General features: G+C 64.4%; 27 protein-coding genes and 2 pseudogenes. 22 read left to right on the top strand and 7 right to left on the bottom strand.

The features are described 5' to 3' along the window. The first annotated feature begins 46 nt into the window (after nt 1-46). From ACHMW7_RS21740 to ACHMW7_RS21720, 5 genes and pseudogenes are all read left to right on the top strand, one after another. Nucleotides 47-295: a hypothetical protein gene (locus ACHMW7_RS21740; protein WP_395447543.1), complete on the top strand. Its 249-nt coding sequence runs from the start codon at nt 47-49 to the stop codon at nt 293-295. A 161-nt stretch (nt 296-456) separates the two neighbouring features. Then, complete coding sequence (locus ACHMW7_RS21735) at nt 457-1059, top strand: PAS domain S-box protein (RefSeq protein ID WP_395447542.1); 603 nt, start codon at nt 457-459, stop codon at nt 1057-1059. Continuing rightward, nucleotides 1034-1111, top strand: a pseudogene (locus tag ACHMW7_RS21730) (HWE histidine kinase domain-containing protein); the annotation flags it as partial. The gene ACHMW7_RS21735 and the pseudogene ACHMW7_RS21730, both read left to right, overlap by 26 nt. 6 nt (nt 1112-1117) lie before the next feature. Then, a complete protein-coding gene (locus ACHMW7_RS21725) occupies nt 1118-1513 on the top strand; it encodes a sensor histidine kinase (protein ID WP_395447541.1) in 396 nt (131 codons plus the stop codon). Between the two features lie 40 nt (nt 1514-1553). Further along, complete coding sequence (locus ACHMW7_RS21720) at nt 1554-1871, top strand: response regulator (RefSeq protein ID WP_395447540.1); 318 nt, start codon at nt 1554-1556, stop codon at nt 1869-1871. 109 nt (nt 1872-1980) lie between these two features. Here the strand turns inward: ACHMW7_RS21720 and ACHMW7_RS21715 are convergent, their stop codons facing one another. Next, entirely contained in the window at nt 1981-2430 is a 450-nt protein-coding gene (locus ACHMW7_RS21715) for a helix-turn-helix domain-containing protein (RefSeq protein WP_395447539.1), read from the bottom strand. A gap of 68 nt (nt 2431-2498) precedes the next feature. Here ACHMW7_RS21715 and ACHMW7_RS21710 point away from each other — a divergent pair, with 68 nt between their 5' ends. Then, the gene (locus tag ACHMW7_RS21710) at nt 2499-3719 is read left to right on the top strand and encodes an MFS transporter (RefSeq protein WP_395447538.1); all 1221 of its coding nucleotides are present in this window, start codon (nt 2499-2501) and stop codon (nt 3717-3719) included. Between the two features lie 54 nt (nt 3720-3773). On the opposite strand, the gene ACHMW7_RS21705 is transcribed toward ACHMW7_RS21710, so the two are convergent. Further along, complete coding sequence (locus tag ACHMW7_RS21705; RefSeq protein ID WP_395447537.1) at nt 3774-4391, bottom strand: TetR/AcrR family transcriptional regulator; 618 nt, start codon at nt 4389-4391, stop codon at nt 3774-3776. 87 nt (nt 4392-4478) lie between these two features. Here ACHMW7_RS21705 and ACHMW7_RS21700 point away from each other — a divergent pair, with 87 nt between their 5' ends. Continuing rightward, nucleotides 4479-5090, top strand: a complete 612-nt coding sequence (locus ACHMW7_RS21700) for an NAD(P)H-dependent oxidoreductase (RefSeq protein ID WP_395447536.1) — start codon at nt 4479-4481, stop codon at nt 5088-5090. Nucleotides 5091-5105: 15 nt separating this feature from the next. Here ACHMW7_RS21700 and ACHMW7_RS21695 read toward each other — a convergent pair whose 3' ends face one another. Further along, on the bottom strand, nt 5106-5765 hold the full coding sequence (locus ACHMW7_RS21695; RefSeq protein WP_395447535.1) for a pentapeptide repeat-containing protein: 660 nt from the start codon (nt 5763-5765) through the stop codon (nt 5106-5108). 47 nt (nt 5766-5812) lie between these two features. Next, complete coding sequence (locus ACHMW7_RS21690; protein ID WP_395447534.1) at nt 5813-6439, bottom strand: LysE family translocator; 627 nt, start codon at nt 6437-6439, stop codon at nt 5813-5815. Nucleotides 6440-6603: 164 nt separating this feature from the next. Between ACHMW7_RS21690 and ACHMW7_RS21685 the strand changes: the two genes are divergently transcribed. Together ACHMW7_RS21685 and ACHMW7_RS21680 are read left to right on the top strand one after the other, a co-directional pair. Further along, on the top strand, nt 6604-7410 hold the full coding sequence (locus ACHMW7_RS21685; RefSeq protein ID WP_395447533.1) for a GNAT family N-acetyltransferase: 807 nt from the start codon (nt 6604-6606) through the stop codon (nt 7408-7410). Nucleotides 7411-7504: 94 nt separating this feature from the next. After that, the gene (locus ACHMW7_RS21680) at nt 7505-7885 is read left to right on the top strand and encodes a cupin domain-containing protein (protein WP_395447532.1); all 381 of its coding nucleotides are present in this window, start codon (nt 7505-7507) and stop codon (nt 7883-7885) included. Between the two features lie 29 nt (nt 7886-7914). On the opposite strand, the gene ACHMW7_RS21675 is transcribed toward ACHMW7_RS21680, so the two are convergent. Together ACHMW7_RS21675 and ACHMW7_RS21670 are read right to left on the bottom strand one after the other, a co-directional pair. Next, complete coding sequence (locus ACHMW7_RS21675) at nt 7915-8952, bottom strand: serine hydrolase domain-containing protein (protein ID WP_395447531.1); 1038 nt, start codon at nt 8950-8952, stop codon at nt 7915-7917. A gap of 45 nt (nt 8953-8997) precedes the next feature. After that, nucleotides 8998-9513 carry a MarR family winged helix-turn-helix transcriptional regulator gene (locus tag ACHMW7_RS21670; RefSeq protein WP_395447530.1) on the bottom strand — a complete coding sequence of 172 codons (516 nt, stop codon included), beginning with the start codon at nt 9511-9513 and terminating at the stop codon, nt 8998-9000. An 86-nt stretch (nt 9514-9599) separates the two neighbouring features. Here ACHMW7_RS21670 and ACHMW7_RS21665 point away from each other — a divergent pair, with 86 nt between their 5' ends. Then, nucleotides 9600-10514 carry a DMT family transporter gene (locus ACHMW7_RS21665; RefSeq protein WP_395447529.1) on the top strand — a complete coding sequence of 305 codons (915 nt, stop codon included), beginning with the start codon at nt 9600-9602 and terminating at the stop codon, nt 10512-10514. Nucleotides 10515-10543: 29 nt separating this feature from the next. Further along, complete coding sequence (locus ACHMW7_RS21660) at nt 10544-10774, top strand: DUF4287 domain-containing protein (RefSeq protein ID WP_395447528.1); 231 nt, start codon at nt 10544-10546, stop codon at nt 10772-10774. A gap of 13 nt (nt 10775-10787) precedes the next feature. Here the strand turns inward: ACHMW7_RS21660 and ACHMW7_RS21655 are convergent, their stop codons facing one another. Further along, complete coding sequence (locus tag ACHMW7_RS21655; RefSeq protein WP_395447527.1) at nt 10788-11363, bottom strand: TetR/AcrR family transcriptional regulator; 576 nt, start codon at nt 11361-11363, stop codon at nt 10788-10790. A gap of 91 nt (nt 11364-11454) precedes the next feature. Between ACHMW7_RS21655 and ACHMW7_RS21650 the strand changes: the two genes are divergently transcribed. The 11 genes and pseudogenes from ACHMW7_RS21650 (at nt 11455) to ACHMW7_RS21600 (ending at nt 20355) form a co-directional block, all read left to right on the top strand. After that, nucleotides 11455-12363, top strand: coding sequence for an SDR family oxidoreductase (locus ACHMW7_RS21650; RefSeq protein ID WP_395447526.1), 909 nt, complete (start codon nt 11455-11457; stop codon nt 12361-12363). A gap of 104 nt (nt 12364-12467) precedes the next feature. Further along, the gene (locus ACHMW7_RS21645) at nt 12468-13604 is read left to right on the top strand and encodes an alanine racemase (protein WP_395447525.1); all 1137 of its coding nucleotides are present in this window, start codon (nt 12468-12470) and stop codon (nt 13602-13604) included. A gap of 68 nt (nt 13605-13672) precedes the next feature. Beyond that, the gene (locus tag ACHMW7_RS21640) at nt 13673-13954 is read left to right on the top strand and encodes a metal-sensing transcriptional repressor (RefSeq protein WP_395447524.1); all 282 of its coding nucleotides are present in this window, start codon (nt 13673-13675) and stop codon (nt 13952-13954) included. Between the two features lie 74 nt (nt 13955-14028). Continuing rightward, on the top strand, nt 14029-15348 hold the full coding sequence (locus tag ACHMW7_RS21635) for an MFS transporter (RefSeq protein ID WP_395447523.1): 1320 nt from the start codon (nt 14029-14031) through the stop codon (nt 15346-15348). Nucleotides 15349-15405: 57 nt separating this feature from the next. Beyond that, nucleotides 15406-15807, top strand: a complete 402-nt coding sequence (locus ACHMW7_RS21630; RefSeq protein ID WP_395447522.1) for a DUF2946 family protein — start codon at nt 15406-15408, stop codon at nt 15805-15807. Between the two features lie 58 nt (nt 15808-15865). Then, nucleotides 15866-17224, top strand: coding sequence for a PepSY-associated TM helix domain-containing protein (locus ACHMW7_RS21625; RefSeq protein ID WP_395447521.1), 1359 nt, complete (start codon nt 15866-15868; stop codon nt 17222-17224). Between the two features lie 148 nt (nt 17225-17372). Next, nucleotides 17373-17693, top strand: coding sequence for a hypothetical protein (locus ACHMW7_RS21620; RefSeq protein WP_395447520.1), 321 nt, complete (start codon nt 17373-17375; stop codon nt 17691-17693). Between the two features lie 44 nt (nt 17694-17737). Then, a pseudogene (locus ACHMW7_RS21615) lies at nt 17738-18187 on the top strand (MFS transporter); the annotation flags it as partial. Between the two features lie 16 nt (nt 18188-18203). Then, nucleotides 18204-19001, top strand: a complete 798-nt coding sequence (locus ACHMW7_RS21610; protein ID WP_395447519.1) for an MFS transporter — start codon at nt 18204-18206, stop codon at nt 18999-19001. Nucleotides 19002-19078: 77 nt separating this feature from the next. Then, nucleotides 19079-19840, top strand: coding sequence for a DNA repair protein RecO (gene recO, locus ACHMW7_RS21605; protein WP_395447518.1), 762 nt, complete (start codon nt 19079-19081; stop codon nt 19838-19840). Beyond that, a complete protein-coding gene (locus ACHMW7_RS21600) occupies nt 19837-20355 on the top strand; it encodes a PaaI family thioesterase (protein ID WP_395447517.1) in 519 nt (172 codons plus the stop codon). Before recO ends, ACHMW7_RS21600 begins: the two co-directional genes overlap by 4 nt. Nucleotides 20356-20377 lie beyond the last annotated feature (22 nt).

Here is a 20377-nt window from a genome sequence, read left to right as displayed (position 1 = left end):
CTTTGATGTTTGGGAAGGCGTGATCCAGTAGCCGCGGAGTTGCCGGTTGGAAGCTGAAAAATCTTTGCGTGAAATAGAGCGCCAAAGTCGCTGTTTCGTTGGAACAAGAAAGCATGTGGAGCGTTGTTTACAGTTGGAGCGCGATGAACAGGCAATCCACCGCTCCGTGAAAAGAGTGGCGGGAGGTCAAGAGCACTCCCAGGAGACAGACATGGATACCACCACTCTTCTCATCATACTTATCGTACTTGTTCTGCTGGGCGGCGGCTGGTTCGGCCGCGGTCGCTGGTATTAATCAACGCTTTCAAGAGCGAGCGTGGCGGCAAATATTGCCGGTTTTCGTTAGGCAAGATGTCCGCGACGTAAGTCACAGCCTCGTGCCCATCCAAGAACTTCGCACGGCTCCAAACGTTGCTAGTTAGCTGCGGCCTGCCGCCAATCGAATGAAGCTGAGGCATGGCTGAACCAGTAATCAAATCCGAAGGCCAAAAGGTCGCCGAAGCTGAGGTCGAAAGCTTTCGGAGGGATCTTGGGCCGTTTGTCGTTGCGGCTGAAACGACACGTATGGCGATGGTTTTCACCGATGCGAAAGAGCCTAGCAATCCGATCATTTTCGCCAATGACGCCTTTCTTGGTCTGACCGGATATTCCCGCGACGAGTTGCTTGGCCAAAGCTTCAACTTCCTGATGGCACGCGGCACCGATCTCGATTCTTTGGCGCGCATCGAAGCTGCTTTTGCGGGCGCCGTCACTGGCGGATCGGAAATTTGCTACCGCCGCAAGAACGGCAGCGAATTCTGGTCGGCAATCCTCATCAGCCCAGTCAGGGATGAGCGCGGCGATGTCGTGCAGCACTTCGCCTCCCTCGTCGACCTCACCGATCACAAGCAGGAGCAGGCCCAGTCGCGGATGCTCATCGATGAGCTGAACCACCGGGTCAAGAATACGCTTGCCACGGTGCAGTCGATTGTCTGGCAGGCATTGCGAAATACCTCCGATCCCGAAGTGATCCGGGACTCCATTCGAGTCGCGCCTGTTCGCACTCTCCCGGTCGCATGACCTGCTGACCCGCGAGAACTGGGAAGGTGCGGGGCTGCTCGATCTGATCAAGGCGGCCTTGGAGCCGTTCGGGATTGCAAATGGCAGGTCGGAGCACTTTGTCATCACGGGCAGCAACATCCGCGTCTCGCCCAAAGTTACCCTGGCCCTCGGCATCGCCTTCCATGAACTTGCGACCAATGCCGTGAAATACGGCGCGTTTTCCAACAATTTAGGGTCCGTGCTGATTTCATGGATGATCGAGCTGTCGCCTGAGGGCGCTCGGCTGGTCCTGCGCTGGCAAGAGAAGGACGGTCCGCCCGTCATGCCGCCGTCCCGGAAAGGGTTTGGCTCGCGGGTCCTGGAGCGCGGCCTAGCACACGAACTCGATGGCGCGGTCGATCTCGACTACCGGGTGGAAGGCCTTGTCTGCACGATCAACTTTCCTGCCACCTACGGTGTCCGGGATGAATAGGCTGCTTTCTAATCGTCGTATCCTTGTCGTCGAGGATGAAATGCTCGTGCTCATCATGATCGAAGACATGCTGGCCGACCTCGGATGCGAGTCGGTGACCGCTGCCGCTACGGTCAAGCAGGCGCTCGCCCTCATTGAAGCACACAACTTCGATGCAGCCATGCTGGACATGAACCTGAACGGCGATAAGACCTATTTCGTGGCCGACGCGCTCGCTGCGCGCGGCGTGCCTTTCGTTTTCTCGACGGGCTACAGCGGCCACGACGTGAGGGATGGCTATCGCGACCGCCCCCTTCTGAAGAAGCCGTTCATGGACAAGCAGCTGGCCGAGATATTTGCCAGCCTGCTGTCTGGCTGACTGGCAAAGTCAAGAAACGTCAGGCCCAATGCCTGCTCTCAAAACGAGCTGGCGCCCGGTTGCGCCCTGAACGGCCAGCATGTGCAGCCGCTGGCATCAAAAAAGCAGTCTACCGCTGCCGTACTGACTTTGCCCGTCCTGCAGCAGGTTTTGGAGCGCGACTCGCCGTCTTGTGTGTCGCCGACGTCAACAGCTTGCGGAAGCTCGGGCACTCCAGATGCGATGGAGCGGGGCAGTCGGCCACGTGGCGGAGAACGTCGCGCAGCATTCGTAAATCGATGATTTGCCGTTCCAGTTCCTCAGCCCTGGCGTGCAACTGTGCACGCGGGATGTCGGGCCGATCGTCCCGGCCAAACATGCCCGCGATCTCGGGGAGCGAGAAGCCGGCTGCCTTGCCCAGGCCGATCAGCGACAGTTTCAGCAAGACGTCGTGATCGTACTGCCGCCGCAGACCATGTCGCCCAAGCGAACGGATCAGGCCGATCTCCTCGTAATAGCGCAGAGTCGACGGCGGCACGCCCGTGCGTTCGACAACCTCGCCAATATCCAGAAAATGCATGCTTGACCTCAAGTTGGCTTGAAGTCGTACGCTCTGCCGAAACGTCGATTTCAGCAAGAGGAAAAGTCATGCAGAGCATTCAGGATACAATAGAAAGGCCCGTTTGGATGGATGGGCGCGCGGTCGCATTGCTGCTGGCCGCGTCGCTCACCACGATGGCGAACGCGACGATCAGTCCGGCGCTCCCCGGACTTGAGCGGCTGTTCGCAGCCGATCCGAACGCCGCGATGCTGACCCGCCTGCTGGTGCCGGCTCCGTCGCTCAGCGTCGCACTGTTCGCACCCTTCGCCGGGCTCGCGGCAGACCGGTTCGGACGCCGCCTGCTGCTGCTCACAGGCGTGATCCTGTTTGCGCTGGCCGGATGTGCGGGGCTCTTCCTTCCCGACCTTCCCAGCATCTTCGCCAGCCGCCTCGTCCTCGGTATTGCGGTCGCACTCATCATGACGGCGCAGACTGCCCTTGTCGGAGACTATTTCACCGGCGACCGGCGCAGTGCGCTGACCGGGCTGCAGATATCGGCGCGGAATTTCGGTGGCCTGGTCTTCATCTCGCTGGCCGGGTGGGTGGCGTCGATTTCGCCGCGCTGGCCATTCGCCATCTACGGGCTCGCTGCCGTCTTCCTGCCCTTGATGTGGATGGTCATCGTCGATCCGCCCCGGCGTTCGCAGGCACCGGGCGCAAGGGCTGTGGACGAGGCCGAAGGACAACCGTCCTGGGTGCTGCTGCTGTCGTTGCTGGTGCTGCTCCAGGCTCTCACCAACATGATCTTCTTTGTGATGCCGACGCAGATGTCGTTCTTCCTCGAAGCCAAGGGTTATGACGCCGCCGTGATGACCGGCGCCATCCTCGGCACGCTGATGCTCGCCGGAGGCAGCTTCGCCCTTCTCTATCCGCTGGTGCAACGCGCCGCGGGCTATGCAGGTATCTTCTTGCTGGGCTATGCCGCGATGGCACTCGGCTTTTTGCTGCTGGTTTTCGCCGGGACGACGCCCGTGCTGTTTGCGGCAGCCGCGGCGATCGGCGCGGGCTATGCGCTTGTTTCGCCGAGCTTCGTCGCCCTCACGCTCAACCTTGCGCCGCTGCGGCACCGGGGGGTGAGCGGCGGCATCCTGACTGCGTCGATCTTCATCGGGCAATTCGTTTCGCCGCTGCTCGTCACGCCGTTGATTGCCGGCCATGGCTATGAAGCGCTGTTCAGCGGCATCGCGCTGCTGCTCGCAGCGATGGCAATCGCAGCCGGAGCCGCGGGCGGCGCAGCAAGGGCCCGCATGCGATCAGGCAGGCGCTGAAGGCTATTCTCGAACCTGCGGAAGGCGGCGAGCGGCCGTGCCGCCGCAGCGTCATCATCGCGGGGTTCTGGCGACCATGGCGAGGATTGTTTCGAACAGCTCGTCCTTGGCCTGGATGGGCGTGAGGTCGCCGTTCGCGGCGGCGAAGGACAGCGCTTCGGCTGCGCCCAGCATCGCCCAAAGTCCCGAAGACGCGACGGTGCCGGTCGCTGCGAACGGGGCAAGCAGGGACCGGCACTTGTCCATGAAGATCGCCTCGTAGTCGCGCTTGACCTTGGCCAGCTCGGGTGAGCCGGCAAGGGCGGCGATCACGCCCGGTATCTCGCGGCCCTGTTCGAGCACGCAGTCGACATAAGACGAGGCGATGACCATGGCCCTGCTCGGCAGGGTCGGTTCGCTCGCCCGGAAGGCAGCGTCCATCAGTGCGGTCTGATGCGTGTCGAATTCCTGGTACAGCGCTGCGAGCAAAGCGGGCCGGGTGGCGAAATGATCATAGACGACGGGTTTTGCCACGCTTGCCTGCTCGGCGAGCCGGGGCAGCGTCAGCGCTTCGGTACCTTGCTCGCGGACGATGCGCCAGGCGACATCGACAAGCTGCCGGCGGCGGTCTTCCCGCAACAAACGGCGGCGCGGCGGCGAGGGCTGTTCCAACGTTTCAGTGCTTGACGTCATAATATACCAAAAGTATATACTGTTAGTAGGTTACTCGAAGTATATTAACTGTCACCGCTGCCCGCAACCACGAAACAGGAATTTCCAATGCACGCGCTTATCGTCGTCGCCCATCCCGATCCGAAGTCGCTCAGCCACGGCGTTGCAGCCTGCCTCGCCGAAGGCGTTGGCATGGCAGGCCACACGTTCGAGATCGCCGACATCGCTAGGGAAGGCTTCGACCCGCGCTACACAGCCACCGATCTCGCCGTACATCGCAGGGAAGTGGCGCCGGCGGCCGACGTCGCCGCCGAGCAGGCGCGGATCGACGGCGCCGACACGCTGGTGCTGGTCTATCCCGTTTACTGGTGGTCGATGCCGGCTTTGCTCAAGGGCTGGATCGACCGCGTCTTTGCCAATGGCTGGGCTTATGACGAGGGTGCCGGCATCAAGCCGGTGAAGCGGCTGCGTCACCTCAAGGTGCATCTCGTCGCCATTGGCGGCGCCACCACGCGGACCTATGCCCGGCACGGCTATTTCGGCGCGATGAAGACGCAGATCGACCACGGCATCTTCGACTATGTCGGCGCGCCAGTGGCAACCTCCGAGCTTATGCTCGACACGGAAACACAGGGGCCTGCCGAGCATCTCGAAGCGGCGCATGCCATTGGCCGCAATCTGTTCGAAGCAATCAGGCACGCCGAGACCGAGGCGGCGTGAAAGAGTAACGTAGCGCTACAGCACCTGCAGCCCGAGATTGCGCAACAGGTCGGTTGCCTGGCTTTTCGAGATCACCGCGCCCTTGAGGATCGACGCCTCGTTGAGCTTCAGCGGGCCAAGGTCGCAGCCGCGCAGGTCGGCACCTTCGAAGCGGCAGGAACGTAGGCTGGCACCGCGCAGGCTGCAGCCGTCGAAGATCGCCTCGCGAAAGTCGCAGCCTCTGAGTTCGGCGTCGCTGAAATCGAGACGGCTCAGCGATTTGCGCCGGAACGAGATCGCGGGCAGGAAGGCGCTGACCAGCCGGCATTCCTGGAAGTCTGCGCCGATCAGTGTGCAATCGGCAAAGTTCGCGCCCGTCAGCTTGCTTTGGCCAAACTTCGAAGCGTTGAGCCGCGACCGTGTCCAGTCGGTGTTGGAGAGGTCGCAATTGTGAAACTGGGCATCGACGCCGTCGATCGACGCAAGTTTGGCGCCCGCCATGCGGCAGCTGACCCAGCGTGTGTCGGTCAGCGTCGCCGCCGACAGATCAGCGCCCGTCAGGTTGCAGTCGGCGAACTCGCAGGCGCTGAGGTCGAGCCGCGCCAGATCGCTTCCGGCCAGTTGCAGGCCCGCGAACGAGCGCTGCCCCTGGGCGAATAGGTCGGCGAGGGAGGTGGCGTGCTGGTCGGCTGGCATGGTTTTCGAAACTGTCTTGTCGCGGATCGTCTGAGGTGTCGAGCCGGTCAGCTTCTCTGAAGGGCGACGTGGACGCCAAGGCCGACGAGTACTGCACCGCCGGCGCGCTGCATCAGCCGCTGGGCGCGGCGCGAGCGCCTGAGCCGGCCGATCATCGCGCCCGCCAGCATGACGCCGACAACGTCGGCTGTGGTGAACATCGCATTGACCACGGTGCCCAGGATGAAGAACTGCAGCCAGACCGGAAAGGCAGCCGAGGCGTCGATGAACTGCGGCAGGAAGGCCATGAAAAAGATCGCCGTCTTGGGGTTGAGCACCTCGACGGCGATGCTCTCGACGAAGGCGCGCCGGGCGGATTTCGGCTCGATGGCAGGCAGGTCGCCTTGCGCCTTGGCGCGGAACAGCGAGATGCCAAGCCAGACGAGATAGGCGGCACCGGCAAGCTTGACGACCGTGTAGGCCAGCGGCACGGCGTGGAACAGCACCGACAGGCCGGCGGCGGCGGCAATGACATGGACGTAGCCGCCAAGATGGATGCCGAGTGCCGCCATCAGTCCCGACCAGCGCCCGCGCGCCAGCGTCTGGGCGGCGGCGTACAGCATGGCCGGGCCCGGCATGAAGGCGAAGATCGCGGTGGTGGCGACAAAGGCGATCAACAGGTCGGCTGATGGCATGGCAGGCTCCCACCGCGTCGAGGAGGGCGCGGCCACTGACGGCAAGGTCGCACAGGCCCTGGCCGTCGGGTAGCCGAAACCGCCGGGCAAGTCCGGGCGATGCTTGGTCCAGCAGCCATGAAGCGCTTTTTGCCGCACATTCGCCGGGTTTTGCTGGCTACGGCTTGCTTCACGAAGTCGTGAGAATCGCGAGACTACACTTTCCGCGCTCACGCTCGTCCAGACGAGACAGAGTATTCATCATGTCAATTTTTTCGCTGACGATCACTGATTTTTGGCGGGCGCAGTTTCTCAACGGCGACATCCTCCATAGCGACGACATTTTTACTGTTACAGCTGACCCTGATCTCGACGAGGACTGCCGGGTCATGGTGCTGGAGACAGTCGATGGCCGGGGCATGGCGGTGCTGACGCCTGAGCTGGCGGTCAAGGCCGGGCTGCGCAAACGGCAGGGCCTGTCCATCGTTGCTTTTCGCAATGCCCTTGATGAGGCGGGCGTGACGCTTCATGGCGCCGATCGGGTGTTTCATTTTACCGAAGCCGAAAAGAAGCGGCTTATGCTGGATGAGCCGGCCGCCGGCCCGAGACGGCTGAGCAGCGAGGACAAGGCGGTGTTCACAGGCTTCCAGGCACAGGCGTCGGAGCAGGACCTGGATGGTGCCTTTGTCGAGCTCGATCACTGGCTGGTGTTCGGTTCGTTCGAACAGGACCGCCTTGTCTGTGCGGCGAGCATGTACCCCTGGATGGACGGGCGGGTCGCCGATCTCGGCGTGCTGACGCTCGAGCCGTTCAGGGGCAAGGGCCACGCCCGCAAAGTGGTGCGCTCGATCAGCAGGTATGCCTGGGAGCTGGGATATGAGCCGCAATACCGGTGCCAGCCCGACAATGCGGCGTCGATATTGCTTGCCAGCAAGGCGGGGCTTGAGCTGTTCGGCACCTGGGAGGTCGTTTCGCCCGATTCCGCCGTCTGAGGCGCCGCCGGCCGGCTGCTACTCCGTTGCGGAAACGCGTGGCGGGGCATATCGTGTCCTCCATAGCCTGGGCAACGGATGCGAGGGGCCTCTCTTGAAGGCTGTCGTTCATACCAACCATGCGTTTGAGGAATGGCGCGAGGGGGTGAGGACACGCATGCTTGTGTCTGCCCGTGCTGGCGCATCGCAGCTTTGCATCTTCGAGCAGTGGGTGGCGCCGGGAGCGGGCGCGCCGACTCACCACCATCCGGTAGAGGAAGTGCTGACTGTCATGGCCGGGGACGTCGAGTTCTGGCTGGACGGGACGTCTCTCCTAATGGCCACCGGGCAGTCGCTCATCGTGCCTGCTTTGAAGAAGCATGGCTTTGCGAATGTCGGCACCACTGAATTGCATATGCATGCGGTGCTGGCATCACCGCAATTCGAAGCGACGCTTCAGAGCACTGGACAGACAATCCTCCGCTGGGCCGATTGAACGGCCTGCGCAGGTAAGACAACCCTTGTCTAGGCGACGGTGGATACAGGCAGGGTGGCGGCGAGTGCCTGCTCGATGACCGAGACCAGCTTGCCGCGCGCTTCGCGGCTGGTGGCGAAGCCGGCGACGGCGATGCGCGAGGCTGGCGAATAATAGGCGGCGGTGCCCCAGAAGCCGAGATGCGAGTAGCATTCGGCCCCAGCGACGCTGCTTGCCGCGATGCCGAGACGGTGGGTTTCAGCACCTTCATGCGGACCTTTCGAGAGCATTTCCCGGAGCGAGTCAGGGCTGTCGAACACGCGGCCTTCGAAGAGGGCGGCGAAAAAGGTTGCCAGGTCACGCGCCGACATCACCAGCCCGCCGCCGCCGTAGAGGTCCATGGAGGCGTTGATTTCAGTCGCATCGACGTCGCCGAAGAACTGGCGAGCCCGTGGCTCGACTTGCGCCGGTTCGGCTTCGGCGATCTCCCACCAAGTCGTCGCAAGCCCAAGCCGCTCGAACGCCATCTCGCGCCGGACGGTCGCAGCAAGCGTCGTGCCCGAGATACGCTCGACGATGTCGCCGAGCAGGATGTAGCCGGTGTCGGAATAGCTGAAGCGCCTGCCCGGCTCGCTGAGCGGCGCCGAGAATTTGGCGCCGAGGCGGACCTGCTCCTCGCGCGTCCAGAAACGCGTCGGCTCGCGAACAACCGTGGCGAAGAATTCAGGGGCATCGGTGTGGTCGACCAGTCCGGCGCTATGGTCGAGCAGATGGCGAACCGTTATCTTGTCGGTGCGGTATCCGGCGGCGGCAAGCAACTCGTTGAACAGCGGGTCGATCTGCTGTGCGATCGGGCCGTCGAGGTCGATCAGCCCGCGTTCCCAAAGGCGCAGAACCGTGGCGGCAACGAAGGTCTTGGTGTTGCTGGCGACACGCAGCGGCGTGTCGACCGACATAGGCCAGCCGGCTTGTTCGTCGGCCATGCCGGCGGCAGCGCCCCAAGGCCGCTCGAGGCCTTTGCCCGTGGCATAGAGTGCCAGCGGGAACTGCTGTTTACGGACAAGTTCGGCAAGCTCTTCCCGGTTCATTCCATTCCTCACGCTGCAGTGCGCCCGCGTCACGATTCGCTGGCGTCACTCTGGCGATGGCGCGCTGCCGAGGGATAGCGCCAGTTTGCGCAACAGTCTGGCCAGCTGCGTCTGCTCGTCCCAGGTCAGGCTTTCCAGCATCAGCGTCTCGACCGCCATGTCGGCCTCGAAGGCTTCGCGGGCGCGGGTAAGACCTTCCTCGGTCAGTTCGACCGGCAGGCTGCGGCCGTCGCCATCGGAGGCGACCTGCCTGATGAGGCCTGCCTTGACCAGCTTGACAATGCGGTTGGTGACGCCGCCCGACGAGATCATCATCGACCTGTAGAGCTCGGTCGGGCGCAGCCGGTAGGGTGGCCCCGAGCGCAGCAGCGTGAACACGACGTCGGCCTCGCCGGTGTCGAGCCCGTAGGAGGCGAAGATTGCTTCGATCTTGGGGCGGGCGGCGAGCGTGATCCAGCGGGCGCGACCCAATATCGCCATGCCGCGCGTGTCGAGATGGGGCAGTTCCCTGGCCCACTGCGCCCGGCGCGCATCGATGCCGTCCCGCAGGCTATCGCCCACCAACTCCGCATTATTTTCGTCGAGATGTCTTGACACTAAGATAGTTCCGTCATTTATCTTAGCACTAAGATATCTCGGGGTTGACCATGACGCAACAGGAAGTTCTTCGTCTGCCGGTGTCCTACGCCGCGCGCTCGCCGCTGATCCTGCTGGCGCTGTGCGGCCTGGTCTTCGCCACCCGCATCATGATCTCGAAGGCGGCGCTGAATGCCGGCATGCAGCCATTCCAATTGGCGCTCGTCGCCAATGTCGGCGCCGGCCTGATCCTATTGCCGCTGCTGGCGGCGTCGGGGCAGGGCATCCCGCGCGAGCGGCGCCACCTCTTGCTCTACCTGGTGCTCGGCATCATCAGCTTCACCGTGCCGACGGTGCTCGGCTACTACATCGTTGACCGGGTCGGGCCGGCCTACACCTCGACGGTCTATTCGCTGTCGCCGCTTCTGACGATGAGTTTTGCGGCAGGGCTCGGCATCGAGCGCATGTATCTCAGGCGCTTCGCCGGCATCCTGATCGGCCTTGCCGGCATGGCGGCGCTGGTGCAGCAGCAGCTTGCCGAGATCGACTTCTCGCAGACCGTCTGGGTGCTGCTCGGCATCATCATCCCGGCCTGTGCGGCTGCCGGCAACATCATCCGCACGGCCTACTGGCCCAAGGGCTCATCAGCGCTCGCCTTTTCCTGCGGCATCCTGCTGAGCTCGAGCCTGATGGTGGCGCTGGTGGCGCCGTTCTTTGAAGCGCCGGCGAGCTGGGTCTTCTTGGACCGCGACGTGCTGTTCTGGATCGGCTGCATGGTCGCCACTTCGGCCTCATCCTACCTGCTCAACTTCCGCCTGCAGGAGATTGGCGGGCCGGTGTTCTTCAGCCAACTCGGCTACTGGGGCACGGGCTTCGGCGTGGTGATGGCGGCGCTTCTGTTCAAGGACGTGCTGACCTTGCTGTCGGTTGCGGGAATTGCCGCCATCATCGCCGGCGGCGTTCTGGCCAACCGGCGGCGCGGCTGAACAATCTTATCTTCAACGAGGAGAATACGATGTCCTTCCAAGCCTATCTCGACACCATCAAGACCAAGACCGGCAAGGGACCGGAAGAACTGCTGGCACTCGCCGACGGCAAGGGCCTTTCCCAGAGCGGCAAGCTCAAGCCTGGCGTCAAGGCAGGGCAGATCGTCGAATGGCTGCGCGACGAATTCGGTCTCGGCCATGGCCATGCGATGGCGGTCTATGCGCTGTTGAGCGACAAGAAGCAGGTCGGCGACAAGTAGCGGAGGGGTTGGATCAACCGACCTCCGCCGGCTCGGCCAGCACGGCCGAGACGAAGCCGCGCAGGCCGGCGGCGACAAAATCTTCGACCTGGCCTTGCGGGTCGAAGCCCCACCACAACAGCGAGCCTTGCCATTGCGAGGCCATCAGCAGCCCGATGCCCCTGGGCGCACCAGCGACGCCGGCGAAGCGTTCTTCGAGGGCGGCGGACAGTGCCACTTTCCAGGCGGCACCCCGTGCCCTGAGTGCCGGGTCGCGCAAATCCTCGCGCAGCACCAGCAGGCCTTCGGCATAGGTTTCGATGCCGCCATAATCCGACAGGCCGACAAGCAACTCGATCGCACCGTCGGGCGTTTTCGGCGTCGAGGCGGAAAGCGTTGCGGTCTTGGCATCGAGCCTGTCCCAGGCATGCAGCAGCGTCGCTTGCTTGAGCCCGGCCTTGGTCTTGAAGCGCTGCACCAGCGTCGCCGGCGACAGGCCGCAGGCCCGGCCGAGGCTTTCGAAGGTGAGCGCATCGGGTCCGCGATCGTGCAGCAGCCGTGAGGCGGCGACGAGCACCTCTTCGTTGGACAGGGTTTTGCGGCGCGGCATCTTGACCTTCTATTTATAAACGAATATTTGTTTATATATCGCCTAGAAGCCGATGACCAGCCTCCGAAAGAAACACTCTCGGGAGAGATCGATGACACTGCAAGGAAAAGTAGCGCTCGTTGCCGGCGGCAGCCGCGGCGCGGGCAGGGGCATTGCCATGGAACTGGGCGCGGCCGGTGCCACCGTCTACGTCACCGGGCGGACGACGCGCGACCGCCAGTCCGAATACCAGCGGCCGGAGACGATCGAGGAAACCGCGGAGGCCATCGACGCGCTTGGCGGCAAGGGCATTGCGCTGCGCGTCGACCATCTCGTTTCCGACGAGGTCCGCGACCTCGTTGCCCGCATCCGCAAGGACGAGGGCCGTCTCGACATACTGGTCAACGACATCTGGGGCGGCGAAAAGCTGTTCGAATGGAACAAGCCGGTGTGGGACCACAATCTCGACAATGGCCTCAGGATGCTGCGGCTCTCCATCGACACCCATCTGATCACCGCCCATCACGCCTTGCCGCTGATGATCGAAAAGCCCGGCGGGCTCTTGGTCGAGGTCACCGACGGCACGGCCGAATACAATGCGGTGAACTACCGCCTGTCGCCCTTCTACGACCTGTGCAAGTCGGCGGTGCTGCGCATGGCCTGGGCGCATGCCAAGGATCTCGCGCCGCTTGGCGCGACCGCCGTGGCGATCACGCCGGGCTGGCTACGCTCGGAAATGATGCTCGAACATTTCGGCGTCACCGAAGCCAACTGGCGCGACGCGCTCGAAAATGTTCCGCATTTCGCCATCTCCGAGACGCCGCGCTTCGTCGGCCGCGCCGTGGCAGCCCTTGCGGCGGACACCGATGTGGCGCGCTGGAACGGGCAGTCGCTGTCGAGCGGCGGCCTGGCGCAGGTCTACGGCTTCACCGATCTCGACGGCTCCCGGCCGAATGCCTGGCCTTATGTGGTCGAGGTTCAGGATGCCGGCAAGCCGGCGGATACGACAGGCTATCGCTGAGGCGACGGGGGGCCCGCTTCTGGATCCCCTGACTCTCATGCCGGCCGCTTGGCGGACATCGGGCAGAGGCGCTATCATGCCTCTGCCGAATGGGGGATACGGTCATGGGTGATGTTGCCGACCTGGGAAGCCTCGCGACGCCGAGCCTGATTCTCGACGAGACGATCATGCTCCGCAACATCGAGCGCCTTGAACGCAGGCTGGCCGCGCTCAAGGTTTCGGCGCGGCCGCACCTCAAGACGGTCAAGTCGGTCGACGCCGCCAGGCATGTGCTGCGGAACGCCAGGGGCGCGACTGTCTCGACGCTGCGGGAGGCCGAGGTTTTCGCCGAGGCCGGCGTCACCGACATCCTCTACTGCGTCGGCATTGCGCCGCAGAAGCTGCCGCGCGTGCTGGCCTTGAGGGCAGCCGGATGCGATCTCGTGGTGATCCTCGATTCGCTTGCGCAAGCGCACGCTGTCGCCGAGGTATCGCGCAAGGCGGGCGAGGCGATCCCTGCCTTGATCGAGATCGACTGCGACGGTCACCGCTCGGGCGTTCGGCCCGACGACCCCGTGGTCGTCGAGATAGCCAGGATACTTGTCGACGGAGGCGCGGAGTTGCGCGGCGTCGTCGATCATGCCGGCGAGAGTTATGGCACGCATGGCGAGGCAAGCCTCGTTGCCTTCGCAGAACAGGAGCGCGACGCCGTGGTCGCGGCAGTGGCGCAGCTTGCTGAGGCCGGCTTCGCCTGTCCGGTGGTCAGTGTCGGCGCGACGCCGACGGCGCACTTCGCCCGCGACCTGAGCGGGGTGACCGAGGTGCGCGCCGGCGTCTATGTGTTCTTCGACCTCGTTCAGGCCGGCGTTGGCGTCTGCGGGCTAAAGGATATCGCGCTGTCGGTGCTGACCACTGTCATCGGCCACCAGACCGAGCGTGGCTGGATCATGATCGATGCCGGCTGGATGGCGCTGTCGCGCGACCGCGGCACAGCATCCCAGAAGATTGACCAGGGTTACGGCGTGGTCTGCGACATTGACGGGCAAGTGCTGGACAGCCTGATCGTGACCGCGACGAGCCAGGAGCACGGCGTCATTGGGGTCAGGCCGGGCAGCGGGGCGCCGCTGCCTGACATATCAGTCGGCACGATGCTGCGCATCCTGCCCAATCATGCCTGCGCCACCGCCGCTCAATTCGACGGTTATCAGGTAGTCACGGCAGCCGGCGGGCTCGATTACTGGCCACGCTTCCGCGGCTGGTGAGAGGGATGGCCGAGAAGTTTCATGCGGCGATCTTGACCATATCCCCTCCGGGGGGATAGCAATTGAGCATGGCAGAACATACCCACCCCCACGCCTCCCATCCCGACACGGTCAAGCGGCTGAAGCGGGCCGAGGGCCATCTGCGCGGCATCATCGCCATGATCGAGGCGGGCCGGCCGTGCCTCGACATCGCCCAGCAGCTTCATGCCGTGGAAAAGGCCGTCGGCCAGGCCAAGCGCACGCTGATCCAGGATCATCTCGACCATTGCCTGGAGGACGCGGTCGGCGCCTTGCCGCGCGAGCAGCGACAGTCGATCGACGAGTTCAAGGAAATCACCAAGTACCTCTAGGCGCGCCGTTCGCCCCGGCCATGCCGCCGGGCTGCCGTTGTCCCAAAGTGCCTGATACCGCCAGAGCCCGACCAATGCTTCAGATCCTGTCCAACCGAACCTACCGCCATCTGTTTGCGGCGCAGCTGATCGCGCTGATCGGCACCGGCCTCGCCACGGTGGCGCTCGGCCTTTTGGCCTATGAACTGGCGGGGCCGGATGCGGGCGTCGTGCTCGGCACGGCCCTGGCGATCAAGATGATCGCTTTTGTCGTCGTCGCGCCCGTGGCGGCGGCTTTCGCCGAGCGGCTGCCGCGGCGCACGATGCTGGTCTGCCTCGATCTGGTGCGCGCGGCGGTGGTGCTGCTTCTACCCTTCGTCACCGAGGTCTGGCAGGTCTATGTGCTGATCTTCGTACTGCAATCGGCATCCGCCGGCTTCACCCCGGCGTTCCAGGCGACGATCCCCGACGTGCTGCCCGACGAGAAGGACTATACCCGCGCGCTGTCGCTGACGCGGCTTGCCTACGACCTCGAAAGCCTGGTCAGCCCGGTGCTTGCGGCCGCACTTTTGACGGTGATCAGCTTCCACAGCCTGTTTGCCGGCACCGTCATAGGCTTCCTGGCGTCCGCCGCCCTGGTGGTCTCGGTGAGACTGCCGAGCCCCAAACTGTCGGCGCCGCGTGGCATCTATGATCGGACCACTCGGGGCCTCAGGATCTACCTTGCGACGCCACGGCTGCAGGGGCTGCTGGCGGTCAGCATGGCGGTCGCGGCTTCCGGCGCGATGGTCATCGTCAACACCGTCGTCATCGTGCAGGGCGAGTACGGCCTGACGCAGAAGGCGACGGCGATGGCGCTGGCCGCCTATGGCGGTGGGTCGATGGTGGCAGCACTGATGCTGCCTGGAATTCTCGACCGGGTTCAGGACCGCTCGATCATGCTGGCCGGCATTGTGCTACTGGCTGCCGGGCTTGTGTGCGGGACATTGGTGCGGGGCTTCGATTCGCTGCTGCCGCTGTGGTTCATTCTCGGTCTCGGCTATTCGATGGCGCAGACGCCAGCTGGGCGGCTGCTCAGGCGCTCGTCGCATGCCGAAGACAGGCCGGCACTTTTTGCCGCGCAGTTCGCGCTGTCCCATGCCTGCTGGCTGATCACCTATCCGCTTGCCGGCTGGCTCGGGGTGACTGTCGGCATTTCCCAGACCTTCGTCATCATGGCGGGCATTGCGGCCGCAGCCCTGGCGGCGGCCTTGGCGATGTGGCCCGCGACAGATCCCGATGTGCTGGGCCATCGCCACGACGATCTCGACGAGGACGATCCGCACTGGGCCGAGGGCGGACATCGCCTTGGGCACCGGCATGCGCATGGCTTCGTCATCGATACGCAACACCCGCAATGGCCGCGCCACGGCTGACGCCCAAAGCGCTCGTGCCGCAGTGACTTTGCGGCGGCAATGTGGCATGGCGCCAGCATGAAGAGCATGCGGCTGCTTTTGCGGGACAGGCTGTCGGCTGGCGCCATCGCCGGCATGATCGCCTTCATGCTGCTGTTCCAGGCGCTGCTGTCAGGTGCCGCATCAGGCGCCATGGCGGCCTCCATCGCCGACCCGCTCGGCGTCATCTGCACGATGGAAGGCATGGCACCGGCAGGCGACGACAAACAGCCCGCCCGCAGTCCCGCCGAATGCCCGTGTGGCACGCTCTGCCAGTTGGCCGTAGCGACCACGCCCGGCCTGCCGGGTCAACAGCTTGCCTTCATCCTCGACCGCCCCGAGGCGCATGGCGCCGTCGTTGCCGAACAGGCGGTGCCGGTTCGCCAGGGCCAACGCGGCCTTATCGCCGAGGCACGGGCGCCACCCACGATCTCCATCTGACGTCGAACCGATCAGGGCCGTTCATGCGGCCTGACATTCCACGCCTATGGAGACAAAAATGTCCGAAATCACTCTCGGACGGGAGAGCAGCGCCGTGGCTGCGCGCTCCGCGTCCAACCTTTACCGTGCCGTCTGGCGCTGGCACTTCTATGCCGGGCTGCTGGTTCTGCCCTTCATGATTACGCTCGCCGTTACCGGCGCGCTCTATCTGTTCAAGGACGAGATCGACGCTGCCGTCTATTCCAAGCTCAAGCGCGTCGCCGTCGAACAGACCAGGGTGGCACCCGAGGCCATGGTCGACGCGGCACTTGCCAACTATCCCGGAACGGCGGTGAAGTATCTTGACCCGGCGACGCCCGAGAGCTCGGCCGAGATCACCGTCGCCACCGCCGACTTTGGCAAGCTCGCCGTCTATGTGAGCCCCTACAGCGGGCAGGTGCTGGGCGCCTTGCCCGATCGCGGCACGATCATGTGGACCATCCGTTACCTGCACAGCCTGAAATATTTCGGCGACACGGCACGGCTGCTGATCGAGCTTGCCGGCGGCTGGTCGATCCTGATGGTTGGCACCGGCATCTATCTGTGGTGGCCGCGCGGCAAGAAGGGTGGGGTCGTCACCGTGCGCGGCAAGCCGAAAAACCGCATGTTCTGGCGCGACCTGCATGCGGTGACCGGCCTGTTCGTCGGGTTCTTCATCGTTTTCCTGGCGATAACAGGCATGCCCTGGTCGGGCGTGTGGGGCGAAAAGGTCAACGAATGGGCCAATGGCAGCAACTTCGGCTATCCCTCGGGCGTGCGCGTCGACGTGCCGATGTCGGGCGAACATCTCGACCACGTCGCCAAGACGTCGTGGTCGCTGGAGCAGGCCAAGCTGCCGGAGTCCTCGGGAGTTGCAGGCACGCCGATCGGGCTGGACAAGGCCATCGAGACGTTCGACAGGCTAGGGCTGCATCGCGGCTATACGGTCGCCATACCGAGCAAGCCGGAAGGCGTCTACACCGGTTCGGTTTATCCCGACGACGCGGCCGAGCAGCGCGTGATCCATCTCGACCAATACAGCGGCAAGCCGCTGATCGACATGGGCTTTGCCGACTACGGTGTGGGAGGCAAGTGGATGGAATGGGGCATCTCGGTGCATATGGGTCAGGAATTCGGTTTGGCCAACCAGCTGGTGATGCTCGCGGCCTGCATCGGCATCGTGCTTTTGGCGGTCTCGGCCGGTGTGATGTGGTGGAAGCGCCGTCCAGCCGGCTCGCTCGGCGTGCCGCCATTACCCGGTGACACCAGGGTGTTTCGCGGGCTGATCGCAATCCTCGCTATGGGCGGCATCGCCTTTCCGCTCGTCGGCATCTCGCTTGTTGTGATGTTCGTCCTCGACTGGCTGGCAACGCGCCTCTTCAAGCCAAAGCTCGCCTGAGCCGACAAGGCCGCCGTGATAACACGGCGGCCAACTTCATTGCGGTACGCGGCCATCGTCTTGGCGCTGCCGGTCAAGGCCGCTATCATCGGCGGCGGGGTTGGTGCGGAAGTCCGCGTCGCTGCCCTGAACGGCGAGGGGACAGGCCATGTTCAAGATCGCGCTGACCGCATTTCTCACGCTTGCCATCGTTCCACCCGTGATGGCGACATCAGGGCCGGGTTGTCTGGTGGTGGTCAATGTCGCCCGCAACGATGCGCTCAACATGCGGGCGCGGCCGTCGGCCAATGCCCGCATCGTCGACGTGCTGCCGCCGCAGACGCACGGTATCATCCATCTCGACGCCGCCTGCCGGCCGCCAAGCCAGCCCTGGGCGAGCCGCTGGTGCCCGGTAACGCATTACAATGGCGACCGCACCACCAAGGGCTGGGTCAAGGCCCGCTTCGTCCGCGACAGCGACTGCCCGTAGCAGGCCACGCCGAGGGCTCTGGACCAACCGGCTTTGCTTGACCCATGGCCTGTCATGGGGCACTGACGCCGTCCCGAAAAAAGCCCTCAATCCAAGACTGGCCCAACCTCAAGACTGGCAAGACAATGACCATCGGCAAGCATGGCGGCCATGCAGGCATCGCTTTCGCACTCATCGTGACCAGCACCGTGCTCGGCATCGCCGGCACCGATCTTGTGCTGCCGGCAGTGCCGAGCCTGCCCGAGGTGCTCGGCGGTACCTATGCGCGCGCGCAGTTCGTGCTGGCAGCGTTCGTGACCGGAGCCGCACTCGGGCTGCTCATCTTCGGCTCGCTCGGCGCGCGCTTCGACCAGCGCCGCCTGCTCGTCGGCTCGCTGGTCGCCTATGGCGTCGTCTCGGCGCTGGCTGGTCTCAGCGCCTCGCTCGAGATGCTGATTGCGCTGCGTTTCCTGCAGGGCGCGGCGGGGGCTGCGGCGGCGGTGTTCGCGCCGGGCATGATCCGCGCGCTTTATGGCGACGAGCGCGCCATCGGCAAGCTCGGGCTTCTGGGCAGCATCGAGTTCGCTTACACCGGCGCTGGCACCGGTCGCCGGCGTCTGGCTGCTCTCCGTCGCCGGATGGAACGCGTCGTTCGAGGTCATCGCCGCACTCGCGCTGGTGCTCGCGGCAGCAGTAGCGGCACTTGGGCGGCACCTGCCGCGTGTGGTCAGCGGACGCCGCAGCGGCGGTTATGCCCATCTGCTGCGCGATGCGGTGTTCCTGCGTTATGCCGTCAGCCACGCATTTACGCTCGGCGCGTTGCTGGTGATCGTGTTCGCCGCGCCGACGGTGTTCGTCGCAGCACTCGGCGCCGGGCTCAAGGACTTCATTGTCATGCAGCTCACCGGCATTGCGACCTTCATCGTTGCCGCCAACGTCACCGGTCGCCTGACGGCGCGCTTCGGTGCCGAGCGCATGATCTGGTTCGGCACGGCACTTTCAGCGCTCGGAGGCCTGGCGATGCTGGGCTACGCGCTGGCCGGCGGGGCGAACACGCTTGTTGTGACGGCCCTGTTCGTGCCGTTCAACTTTGGCCTCGGCTTTCGTGGTCCGCCCGGCTTCCACCGCGCGGTGGTCGCCTCGCATGGCGACGACGCGCGCGGCGCTGCACTTGTCGTGGTCGCCATCCTCGGCACGACCGCTGCCGGCACGGCCGCGGTGGCGCCCTTCATTACGCTCGGCCTGTTGCCGCTGGCTGCGGTGGCCGCGGCTCTGGTGCTCGGCGCGCTGCTGTTGCTGGCGCTGATCCCGGCATTGCCGGAGAGCTGAGCCGGTTGGACAAGGACACCAGGTTGCCGACAGCCATAGTTCTTGATTTCGCCGCCTAACCGGCTGATGGTCCGGCCATGGAGTGGCGCGACGAAGGAATCATCCTCGGCACCCGAAAGCACGGCGAAACCTCCGCCGTGCTCGAGGTGATGACCCGTGCCCATGGCCGGCATCTGGGGCTCGTGCGCGGCGGCCGCTCGCGCAAGCAGCAGCCGCTGTTGCAGGCGGGCAATCGGGTCGACCTGATCTGGCGCGCCCGTCTCGACGAACATCTCGGCACGTTCCAGGCCGAGCCAATCGAGCTCAATGCCGCCAGGCTGATCGACAGCGCGATTGCCGTCTATGCGCTGCAGACGCTGGCAGCCCATCTGAGGCTTCTGCCCGAGCGTGACCCGCACGCAGGCCTCTACGAGACGCTCGCGATCCTGATCGAGCATCTGAGCGACGCCGAAGCCGTCGGCGAACTGGTGGTGCGTTTTGAGCTTCTGGTGCTGGAAGAGCTCGGCTTCGGCCTCGATCTTTCCGAATGTGCCGCTACCGGCGCGCTCGAGGAGCTGACCTATGTCTCGCCGAAATCGGGCCGCGCCGTGTCGCGCGTGGCCGGCGAGCCATGGCGCGACAAGCTGTTGCCATTGCCTGTTTTCCTGCAGCGCGGGGCGCGGCAAGGCGCCGACCTCAAAGCCATTGAAGATGCCTTTCGCCTGTCGAGCTTCTTTTTTGCTCGCCACGTCTACGAGCCGCGCGGCATCGAGGTGCCCGACGCGCGCAGCGGACTGTTGATGGCGCTGCGGAAATTTTATGCGGCCAGGGCGATTTCCCATGGAGACACAGCCGCATGAGCGAAGTCGAACTGTTCCCCGGCCTCGTCTCTCCGCTTGGCCTGGGCACGATCCCGCATGAGGACGTGCATCTCTATTCCGGTGCTGAATTGCTGCAGCGTGTCGTCGACGGGCTCTATCCCGCACCGCCGATCGCCGCGGCGATGAATTTCGGCCTGACCGAGGTGGAAGCGGGGCGCGCGGTGTTTCGCGGGTTGCCCGGCGAGCGCCATCTCAACCCGCTCGGCACCGTGCATGGCGGCTGGGCAGCGACCTTGCTCGATTCGGCACTGGGCTGTGCCGTGCACAGCACGCTGGAGAAGGGCGAAGCCTACACCACCGTCGAGTTCAAGGTGAACCTGACCCGGCCGATCACGCCCAAGACAGGCGAAGTGGTGTGCGAAGGCAGGGTGATCCACAAGGGCCGCACGCTCGCCGTGTCGGAAGCGACGCTGAAGGACAAGGACGGCAAGCTGCTCGCCTTCGGCACCGAAACATGTTCGATCTTTCCCGTCGCCAATCTGGCGGCGCGGTGAGCCGGCCAATCTGAGGGGGAAC

Source organism: Aminobacter sp. UC22_36, assembly GCF_044056035.1.
Lineage (GTDB): Bacteria > Pseudomonadota > Alphaproteobacteria > Rhizobiales > Rhizobiaceae > Aminobacter.
This window is presented reverse-complemented; position numbering and strand designations above follow the sequence as displayed.

Bases quoted from the DNA above. Each gene is read 5' to 3' on its own strand.
- ACHMW7_RS21630 (WP_395447522.1), top strand. From the start codon at position 15,406: ATGAAGAGCATGCGGCTGCTTTTGCGGGACAGGCTGTCGGCTGGCGCC.
- ACHMW7_RS21600 (WP_395447517.1), top strand. From the start codon at position 19,837: ATGAGCGAAGTCGAACTGTTCCCCGGCCTCGTCTCTCCGCTTGGCCTG.
- ACHMW7_RS21700 (WP_395447536.1), top strand. From the start codon at position 4,479: ATGCACGCGCTTATCGTCGTCGCCCATCCCGATCCGAAGTCGCTCAGC.
- ACHMW7_RS21660 (WP_395447528.1), top strand. From the start codon at position 10,544: ATGTCCTTCCAAGCCTATCTCGACACCATCAAGACCAAGACCGGCAAG.
- ACHMW7_RS21625 (WP_395447521.1), top strand. From the start codon at position 15,866: ATGTCCGAAATCACTCTCGGACGGGAGAGCAGCGCCGTGGCTGCGCGC.
- ACHMW7_RS21655 (WP_395447527.1), bottom strand. From the start codon at position 11,363: ATGCCGCGCCGCAAAACCCTGTCCAACGAAGAGGTGCTCGTCGCCGCC.
- ACHMW7_RS21720 (WP_395447540.1), top strand. From the start codon at position 1,554: ATGCTCGTGCTCATCATGATCGAAGACATGCTGGCCGACCTCGGATGC.
- ACHMW7_RS21735 (WP_395447542.1), top strand. From the start codon at position 457: ATGGCTGAACCAGTAATCAAATCCGAAGGCCAAAAGGTCGCCGAAGCT.
- ACHMW7_RS21710 (WP_395447538.1), top strand. From the start codon at position 2,499: ATGCAGAGCATTCAGGATACAATAGAAAGGCCCGTTTGGATGGATGGG.
- recO (WP_395447518.1), top strand. From the start codon at position 19,079: ATGGAGTGGCGCGACGAAGGAATCATCCTCGGCACCCGAAAGCACGGC.
- ACHMW7_RS21635 (WP_395447523.1), top strand. From the start codon at position 14,029: ATGCTTCAGATCCTGTCCAACCGAACCTACCGCCATCTGTTTGCGGCG.
- ACHMW7_RS21715 (WP_395447539.1), bottom strand. From the start codon at position 2,430: ATGCATTTTCTGGATATTGGCGAGGTTGTCGAACGCACGGGCGTGCCG.
- ACHMW7_RS21650 (WP_395447526.1), top strand. From the start codon at position 11,455: ATGACACTGCAAGGAAAAGTAGCGCTCGTTGCCGGCGGCAGCCGCGGC.
- ACHMW7_RS21610 (WP_395447519.1), top strand. From the start codon at position 18,204: ATGGCGACGAGCGCGCCATCGGCAAGCTCGGGCTTCTGGGCAGCATCG.
- ACHMW7_RS21705 (WP_395447537.1), bottom strand. From the start codon at position 4,391: ATGACGTCAAGCACTGAAACGTTGGAACAGCCCTCGCCGCCGCGCCGC.
- ACHMW7_RS21675 (WP_395447531.1), bottom strand. From the start codon at position 8,952: ATGAACCGGGAAGAGCTTGCCGAACTTGTCCGTAAACAGCAGTTCCCG.
- ACHMW7_RS21690 (WP_395447534.1), bottom strand. From the start codon at position 6,439: ATGCCATCAGCCGACCTGTTGATCGCCTTTGTCGCCACCACCGCGATC.
- ACHMW7_RS21645 (WP_395447525.1), top strand. From the start codon at position 12,468: ATGGGTGATGTTGCCGACCTGGGAAGCCTCGCGACGCCGAGCCTGATT.
- ACHMW7_RS21695 (WP_395447535.1), bottom strand. From the start codon at position 5,765: ATGCCAGCCGACCAGCACGCCACCTCCCTCGCCGACCTATTCGCCCAG.
- ACHMW7_RS21620 (WP_395447520.1), top strand. From the start codon at position 17,373: ATGTTCAAGATCGCGCTGACCGCATTTCTCACGCTTGCCATCGTTCCA.
- ACHMW7_RS21665 (WP_395447529.1), top strand. From the start codon at position 9,600: ATGACGCAACAGGAAGTTCTTCGTCTGCCGGTGTCCTACGCCGCGCGC.
- ACHMW7_RS21640 (WP_395447524.1), top strand. From the start codon at position 13,673: ATGGCAGAACATACCCACCCCCACGCCTCCCATCCCGACACGGTCAAG.